Below are 8,022 nucleotides of genomic sequence, written 5' to 3' on the forward strand. Positions count from 1 at the left end.
CCCAACGTCTGCCCCAAATATTGGGCCGGAGCAGACCAACGAAGCCGAAATCGAATCAACAATGTTTCATCGAGCGTTCAGGCCGGTCAATTATGGAGATACGGGGACTTTGGAAAGAACGCCGCGTCTTTTTCGGAGTTCAAGCGCTGAAAACAGGCGCGTGTTGAATCGTCTTCAATGAAAGCAGTGGGCATGGCGATCAGATTCGGAACTTCGGGCTGGCGTGCGATCATGGCGGACGAATTCACTTTTGCCAACGTCCGTCGAGTTGCGCGCGCCATCTGTCGTTATTTGCTCGAATCCGGCGAGCGGCGGACGCTGCTCGTTGTCGGGCACGACACGCGCTTTTTGGGGGAGAGTTTCACGGAGCTTTGCGCCGAAGAGATCGCTTCCTGCGGTTTCGACGTGTTGAAGTGCTCAGGGCCGACTCCGACACCTGTCATCTCACACGTCATCCGTCAACATAGGGCAGCGGGCGGGATCAACTTCACGGCATCGCACAATCCGCCTGAGTACAACGGAATGAAGTTCTCCACCGGTAACGGCGCGCCAGCGCTTCCCGAAATCACGCGACGCATAGAGGAACTGATCGCTGACGAGACGCGGCAAGCGGTGTCGGCATCGCGCGTCGGGCGGATCGAAGAGCACGATCCGCGTCCGGACTACTTCGCCGATATCAGCGGCAAGGTCAGATTTGCCGTGATCGAGCGCGCAGGAGGCTCTTATGGTTACGATGCGTTGTGGGGCACGGGGCGCGGTTACTTGGACGAGCTGCTACGCCGGCATGAACTGAAGGTCATCACGCTGCACGATTGGCGCGACGTGCTGTTTGGCGGGCGTGCGCCCGAAGCTGACCGAGACCACCTGCAGGAACTCGCCGTGTTGGTTCGCGAACAGAACTGCGTCTTGGGATTAGCCACCGATGGCGACGCCGACCGTTTCGGCGTGCTTGATGGCGATGGAACGTTCATCACGCCGAATCAGCTCATCGCTCTGCTCTTCGACTACTTGGTGGAATCGCGCGGTTGGACCGGCGGCGTGGCTCGCTCGGTGGCGACTTCGCACTTGGTTGACCGCGTCGCACAGGCGCGCGGGTTGCCGGTCTATGAAACGCCGGTTGGTTTCAAATACATCGGCGAGTTGATCTCAGCCGACAAGATCGTTCTCGGCGGCGAGGAATCAGCAGGGCTTTCCATCCGCGGCCATTATCCGGAGAAGGACGGCATCTTGGCCTGTCTGCTCGCCGCTGAAGCGGTGGCTGCACGCGGCGCTGGGTTGCGCGAGCAACTCGAAGCCCTTTACGCCCGCGTTGGGCGCGTCGTTTCGCGTCGCACGGCGATGCGCACGACGCCCGAGGTGCAAAAAGCGCTGGCCGAAAAGCTTCGGTACGATCCGGCACAGATCGGCGGGCGTCGCGTCGCCGAGATCAACCGCCTCGATGGCGTGAAGTTCATTTTCGAGGATGGCGCATGGTTGCTCATGCGTCCGTCCGGCACTGAACCTTTGATCCGCATCTACGCTGAATCCGAATCCGAACGAGACTTGGAGGTGCTCCTTGAACAGGGTCGCAAATACTTACTGGAATGACCAACGTCTGATCGCGCAACGTCCGTTGCAAAGGAGTTTAACTGCGCCGTCGCTCGGCGCAACGGTCCGCACGCAAGAGCGCGTGCGCACAACGCAACAGCGCTTTCTCCCTTCGTGGGCCTTCTTCGCCATGATCATGCTGGCCGCTTTCGCGTTGTGCGTTTCGGTCAACACGCGCACACATGCTGAACTGCGCGCCGCAACCGCGCAACACGAGCGCGTGCGCGCTGAGGTCGAGTCTCTACGCGAAGGCAACGCGCAGTTGCGCGCTGAGATCGAACGCTTGCGCACGGATCCGCGCGCCGTTGAGCGTTACGCGCGCGAGCGTTTGAACATGGTGCGTCAAAACGAAATCATCCTCCCCGTGGAATGAAAGCTCCCTCCGGATGCTGGCCGGACTCTGGCGCATGAGATCGGCAGATCGAAGTCGTCACCGATTCGATCTGCCGATCTCGCATCCGGCGACGGCGCAGCGAAAGTTTGTCATACGGCCTTCGCCGGTTACCGCCTCGCCCTTGAGCTGCCACAACGTCTCTGCCTTTGCCGCGCGAAATTCAGCGTCTGCGCTCTTCTCTGGCGCGCCTCGCCAGACTATGCGACCGCCGCCCGCGCGTTCTAACGCTCGGTTGACACCCTTTGTCGGCGTCCACTAATATCGCTTCGCAAACAACCGCAACGCGCGAAAGGGAAGCTATGTCGAAGCAACTAATCACGCCGGAACAAGAGATGGTCGAACGCTGGGAGCGCGAAACGTTGGAACCAGCGCTGCGTCGCATGCCGGAGCGCAAAAAGAGGTTCGAGACGGTCTCGCTCGAAGAGGTCAAAAGGCTCTACACGCCGGCAGATCTGGCCGAGGTGGATTTCGCGCGCGACATAGGCTTTCCTGGCGAGTTCCCCTACACGCGCGGCATTCATCCGACCGGCTATCGCGGCAAACTCTGGACCATGCGCCAGTTCGCCGGTTTCAGCACGCCTGAAGAGACCAACGCCCGCTTCAAGTACTTGATGTCGCAAGGGCAGACCGGGCTCTCCGTCGCCTACGATCTTCCGACTCTGATGGGCTACGATGCCGATTCGCCGATGTCCGAAGGCGAGGTCGGAAAGTGCGGCGTTTCGGTCTCATCACTCGCCGACATGGAGGTGCTCTTCGATGGCATCCCGCTCGAACAGGTGACGGTTTCGCAGACGATCAACGCCCCAGCCTTCGTTCTTTTAGCGATGTACTTGGTGGTCGCCGAAAAGCAAGGAGCCGATTGGAAGAAGATCTCCGGGACGCTGCAAAATGACATCTTGAAAGAGTACATCGCGCAGAAGGAGTGGATCTATCCGATCCGTCCGGCGATGAAGCTCGTCATCGACACCTTTGAGTTCTGCTCCGAACATGTCCCGAAGTACAACCCGATTTCAGTTAGCGGCTACCACATACGCGAAGCGGGCGCGACCGCGCTCCAAGAACTCGCCTTCACTCTGCGCGATGGCATCGAATACGTCGCGTGGGGCGTGCGCGCTGGCCTTGCGGTCGATCGCTTCGCGCCGCGCATCTCCTTCTTCTTCAACGCGCACAATGACTTCTTCGAGGAGATCGCAAAGTACCGAGCGGCGCGCAAGATCTGGGCGCAAGTCATGCGCGAGCGGTTCGGCGCGCAGGACCCGCGTTCGATGACGCTCCGCTTCCACACGCAGACGGCGGGCGTCTCTTTGACCGTTCAGCAGCCTTTGAACAACATCGTGCGGGTGGCGATTCAAGCGCTCGCCGCCGTGCTCGGCGGAACGCAGTCGTTGCACACGGACGCATACGACGAAGCGCTCGCGCTCCCGACTGACCAAGCCGCCCTGATCGCGCTGCGCACCCAGCAGATCATCGCCGAAGAGACGGGCGTTGCCAACACGGTCGATCCGCTCGGCGGTTCCTATTTCGTCGAAGCCTTGACGAAGAAGATGGAGGATGGGGCTTACGAGTATTTCGCCAAGATCGACGAGATGGGCGGCATGGTCGAAGCGATCGAGAAGGGCTTTCCGCAACGCGAGATTCAAGAATCGGCTTATCAGTATCAGAAGGCGGTCGAGCGCGGCGATCAAGTGATCGTCGGCGTCAACAAATACGTCATGGAAGAAGAGCCGATGAAGGTTGACATTCTGGTGATCGACGAGAGCGTGCGCGATCGGCAGGTCGCGCGCCTCGAGCAGGTGCGCGCGCGGCGCGATCGCGGACGAGTGGCCCGCACGCTGGACCAGTTAAAGCGCGCCGCTGAACGCGGCGAGAACGTCATGCCCGCGACGCTCGAAGCCGTGCGCGCCTACGCCACCTTGGGCGAAATCTGCGCTGCGTTGCGAGATGTCTACGGCGTGTACGAAGAGCCAGCTTTCTGAAAGATGCGGCGCGTGCGAACCTCGGGCGATGAGCGCGATCGGCAAAAGCTATGAAGTTCACGTCTGAACTGCAGCTTTTGCGCGAAGAAGCGGTATGCCAGCTCACGCCGGAAGAGCGACGCAGACTTTGCGAAGCGCTCGAAGCCGAAACGCCATAGCTCTGCACGAGATAAACGCGCGCAAATCAAAGGCGCTCGCAGCGCGCACCGACGCATCGAGACGCCGAGCGAAGACTCTGCCAGCGAATAGATATCGCGTTCGAAGAGCGCCTTTGGGAACCCGCTCAAAAGTTGCCGACGGATGCGACGCGAATGCCTTACGCGAGCCGTCGGATGCGCAAGCGCAGTGCGAGACCGCAATCTCTGTGAGCGCCGTTGAAACGACCCAGAACTTCAAGCTGCGTGGAGCGTCGAGGATTCTGTTTATGAGCGAACGGAAGATACGTGTGTTGATCGCTAAACCCGGACTCGATGGGCACGATCGCGGAGCGAAGGTGATCGCGCGCGCGCTGCGCGATGCCGGCATGGAGGTGATCTACACTGGTCTGCGCCAGACGCCAGAGATGATCGCAGCGGCAGCGGCACAGGAGGACGTCGATGCCGTCGGCATCTCGATCTTGAGCGGCGCGCACAACACCTTGTGCCCGCGCATCGTCGAGTTGCTGCGCGAGCGCGGAATGCACGATTGTCTGGTGATCGTTGGCGGCATCATTCCGCAAGAGGATATCCCGCGACTCAAAGAACAGGGCATCGCCGAAGTCTTCTTGCCCGGCACCTCGACCGAGGAGATCATCAAATTCCTGCGCGAGAACGTTCGTCCACGCACCTGACCTTCGTTGAACGCCGAGATGCACATCGAAGCGGGACACCCAGCGCCTGTGCATTCGATCTTCAGTTGAACGCCGAGATGCGAGAAGATAGGGTTTCGCTCATCGTCACCGAATTCAACCTGCCTCTCGCCGTCGTCCGTTTCAATCGTCCCGCCGAACGGAACGTGCTTTCGGAGAACGTGCGCGCGCAGCTTGAAGAGACGCTCTCGAAACTTACGGCGCGGCGAGACGTGCGCGCCATCATCTTCACCGGAACGGGCGACGTCTTCTCCGCTGGCGCGGACATACGCGAGCTACTGAGCTTGACGTCAACGACGGCGCGCGATTTCGCCCATCGCGGTCAACGGCTGATGCGACGAATCGCTGAGGCGCCGCAAGTGACCATCGCGGCGATCAACGGTTACTGCATGGGCGGCGGATTGGACCTCGCGCTCGCGTGCGATCTGCGCGTGGCTGGGCCAGAAGCGATCTTCGCTCATCCGGGCGTCGCGCTCGGCATCATCACAGGCTGGGGCGGCACCCAACGCCTGCCGCGCATCATCGGTCCAGCGCGCGCCCTTGAGATCATCCTAACGGCGCGCCGAATCGCCGCGCGCGAAGCGCTCGAAATCGGTTTGGTCAACTGCCTCGCAACGGAGCCGCTCGAAGAAGCTCGCTCGATCGCGCGCAAGATCATAGACGAATGGGACTCGGAAGAGAGACCTCGATAAATCCTGTCGCCGCAAAGAAACAGGAAACACGGAGAAGAACGCGAATATTCACGGCTCCTTCTCTGCCCTCTCTCCATGGCTGACACTTGCTGAACCAGAGGTTGAAGCTACCGGCGCCAAAGCCCCAAGCCACCACTCGAAAGCCGCTCGCGCAAGAAGCCCGCAAGATCAGGTCGGCTGTCCGCCAAAGCGCCGGGCGTGCGCTTCTTGATCCGACAAGAGAGCGCTGAACTGCAGCGCGACGACGCTTGGCTGCCGGAGCCGCCCTCGCGGCTTGACACCCAGCGTCCGCTATTTTAGACTTACCGTTCGCTATAACGACACATAGGAGAGCCATTCCCCAAGTGCGCCCGAACGAGAGACCGATCGCCATCTTCTACGAGCATCCGGACTGGTTTCGTCCGCTCTTCGCCGAACTGGACCGGCGCGCGATTCCGTATGCGCGGGTCGATGCCCGCTGCCACCGTTACGATCCGCAGACGATTGCGAAAGAGTACGCCCTTTTCTTCAACCGGATGAGTCCTTCGGCCTATCTGCGCGGCGGCGGCAACGCGATCTTCTACACGCTCGGGCTGCTTGAACACCTTGAGCGGTCAGGGGTGCGCGTCATCAACGGGGCGGAGGCTTTCAGGTACGAGATTTCAAAAGCGCGGCAATTGCAGCTTCTCGCCTCGCTCGGGTTGGAGGCGCCGCGCGCCCATGTGATCAACTGCGCCGCTCAAGCGCCGGAAGCAGCGCGCGAGCTGCGCTTTCCCCTCATCGTTAAGGCCAACGTCGGCGGGAGCGGCGCGGGGATGGTGCGTTACGATTCGCTGGACCAGCTTCTGCGCGCCGTCGAAAACGAACGGCTCGATCTCGGCATCGATGGGACGGCGCTCGTCCAGGAGTTCATTCCGGCGCGTGGCCGCCACATCACGCGGGTCGAAACGCTCGGCGGGCGCTACCTTTACGCCATCAACGTCTATTCATCCGCCGACAACTTCAATCTCTGTCCGGCTGACGCTTGCCAGACGACCGATGGCGTCGAGCTGGAGCGCAGCGCATGTCCGTTGGATGCGCCCCGGACCGGCCTTCGCGTCGAAGGTTACACGCCGCCAACGGAAGTGATCGCGGCGGTTGAACAGATCGCGCAAGCGGCGCATCTGGATGTCGGCGGTATAGAGTACGTCGTTGATGATCGCGATGGGCGCGTGCTCTATTACGACATCAACGCGCTATCGAACTTCGTCGCCGACGCGCCGCGCGTCATCGGGTTCGATCCTTTCGCCAAGCTGGTCGATTTTCTCGTGGCGGAGGCAGGCTAATGCGTTACGGTTACTGGTTGCCGGTCTTCGGCGGTTGGCTGCGCAACGTCGAAGACGAAGGGATGGAAGCGAGCTGGCCTTACGTCAGCAAGCTCGCGCGGCGAAGCGAAGAGCTTGGATACGATCTGACGCTCATCGCCGAACTGAACCTGAACGACATCAAAGGCGTGGACGCCCCTTCGCTTGACGCCTGGTCCACGGCGGCGGCGCTTGCGGCTGTCACCGAAAAACTCGAACTGATGGTCGCCGTGCGCCCGACCTTCCACAACCCGGCGCTGCTTGCCAAGCAGGCGGCCAACATCGATCACATCAGCGGCGGGCGACTCTCGCTCAACGTCGTCGCTTCTTGGTGGGCCGAAGAAGCGCGCAAGTACGGCGTGCAGTTCGAGCAGCACGATGATCGCTACGCGCGCACGGCGGAATGGATCGAATTGGTGGACCGGTTGTGGAAAGAGGACCACTTCTCGTTTGAAGGGCGTTACTACAAGGTCGAAGATGCCGTCTTGCAACCGAAGCCGCTGTCACGCCCGCGCCCGACCATCTACGCTGGCGGAGAATCGGAAGCGGCCAAAGAGATGATTGCGCGTCTGTGCGATGCTTACGTGATGCACGGCGATCCGCCCGATAAGATCAGGCGCAAGATCGCGGACATGTCTGCGCGGCGCGCGCGTTACGGGCTGCCAGCGCTCAAGTTCGGCGTCGCCGCTTACGTGATCGTGCGCGACACGGAAGAAGAGGCGCAACGCGAGCTACGCCGCATCACGGACGTTCGCCAATCGGCTGCCGGTTACGCGAATTATCAACAATGGCTCGCCAACACACGGCTCGAACAGCGCGTCTCGCTCGAAGACTATTCGGTGTCGAATCGCGGATTGCGCTCCGGTCTCGTCGGCACGCCCGAACAGATCGCAGAAAGGATCGATGCCTTCGAAGCCGTCGGCGTGGATCTGCTCCTGCTTCAATTTAGTCCGCAGCTAGAGGAGATGGAGCGTTTTGCGGAAACGGTGATGCGCGTCCCGCGCGACGCGCGCGCGCAAGAGGAAAGGTTCGTCACAAGCGGGTGAAAGGCGCGCCGCACGAAACGATCGCCCCTGATCGCACGTGGCTCCGCTAAGCGCGATCAGGGGCTAGACTTTTCCCTTCGCTTGACATCCTCCCCACGGCTAAAGCCGGGGGATTCCCGGAGGTGATCCGAGCGTGTGCGCGCTTCATCGGGTGCTGC

General features: G+C 61.2%; 7 protein-coding genes. All 7 read left to right on the forward strand.

Annotated features, from left to right (window positions below; genetic code table 11):
• The first annotated feature begins 192 nt into the window (after positions 1–192).
• Positions 193–1,587, forward strand: a complete 1,395-nt coding sequence (locus C4334_RS14050; RefSeq protein ID WP_352432718.1) for a phosphoglucomutase/phosphomannomutase family protein — start codon at positions 193–195, stop codon at positions 1,585–1,587.
• Positions 1,556–1,960, forward strand: a complete 405-nt coding sequence (locus C4334_RS14055; protein ID WP_352432719.1) for an FtsB family cell division protein — start codon at positions 1,556–1,558, stop codon at positions 1,958–1,960. The genes C4334_RS14050 and C4334_RS14055 overlap by 32 nt, the downstream gene beginning before the upstream one ends.
• Before the next feature lie 320 nt (positions 1,961–2,280).
• The gene (locus C4334_RS14060) at positions 2,281–3,957 is read left to right on the forward strand and encodes an acyl-CoA mutase large subunit family protein (RefSeq protein WP_352432720.1); all 1,677 of its coding nucleotides are present in this window, start codon (positions 2,281–2,283) and stop codon (positions 3,955–3,957) included.
• Between the two features lie 424 nt (positions 3,958–4,381).
• Positions 4,382–4,786, forward strand: a complete 405-nt coding sequence (locus C4334_RS14065) for a cobalamin B12-binding domain-containing protein (protein WP_352432721.1) — start codon at positions 4,382–4,384, stop codon at positions 4,784–4,786.
• Between the two features lie 77 nt (positions 4,787–4,863).
• Entirely contained in the window at positions 4,864–5,496 is a 633-nt protein-coding gene (locus C4334_RS14070) for an enoyl-CoA hydratase/isomerase family protein (RefSeq protein WP_352432722.1), read from the forward strand.
• A 344-nt stretch (positions 5,497–5,840) separates the two neighbouring features.
• Entirely contained in the window at positions 5,841–6,800 is a 960-nt protein-coding gene (locus C4334_RS14075) for an ATP-grasp domain-containing protein (RefSeq protein ID WP_352432723.1), read from the forward strand.
• On the forward strand, positions 6,800–7,864 hold the full coding sequence (locus tag C4334_RS14080; protein ID WP_352432724.1) for an LLM class flavin-dependent oxidoreductase: 1,065 nt from the start codon (positions 6,800–6,802) through the stop codon (positions 7,862–7,864). Before C4334_RS14075 ends, C4334_RS14080 begins: the two co-directional genes overlap by 1 nt.
• Positions 7,865–8,022 lie beyond the last annotated feature (158 nt).

The sequence above is a fragment of the Pyrinomonas sp. genome, assembly GCF_040289685.1.
Lineage (GTDB): Bacteria > Acidobacteriota > Blastocatellia > Pyrinomonadales > Pyrinomonadaceae > Pyrinomonas.

Excerpts from the sequence above, each read along its gene's own strand:
- C4334_RS14050 (WP_352432718.1), top strand. The coding sequence starts at position 193 with ATGGCGATCAGATTCGGAACTTCGGGCTGGCGTGCGATCATGGCGGAC.
- C4334_RS14060 (WP_352432720.1), top strand. The coding sequence starts at position 2,281 with ATGTCGAAGCAACTAATCACGCCGGAACAAGAGATGGTCGAACGCTGG.
- C4334_RS14065 (WP_352432721.1), top strand. The coding sequence starts at position 4,382 with ATGAGCGAACGGAAGATACGTGTGTTGATCGCTAAACCCGGACTCGAT.
- C4334_RS14070 (WP_352432722.1), top strand. The coding sequence starts at position 4,864 with ATGCGAGAAGATAGGGTTTCGCTCATCGTCACCGAATTCAACCTGCCT.
- C4334_RS14080 (WP_352432724.1), top strand. The coding sequence starts at position 6,800 with ATGCGTTACGGTTACTGGTTGCCGGTCTTCGGCGGTTGGCTGCGCAAC.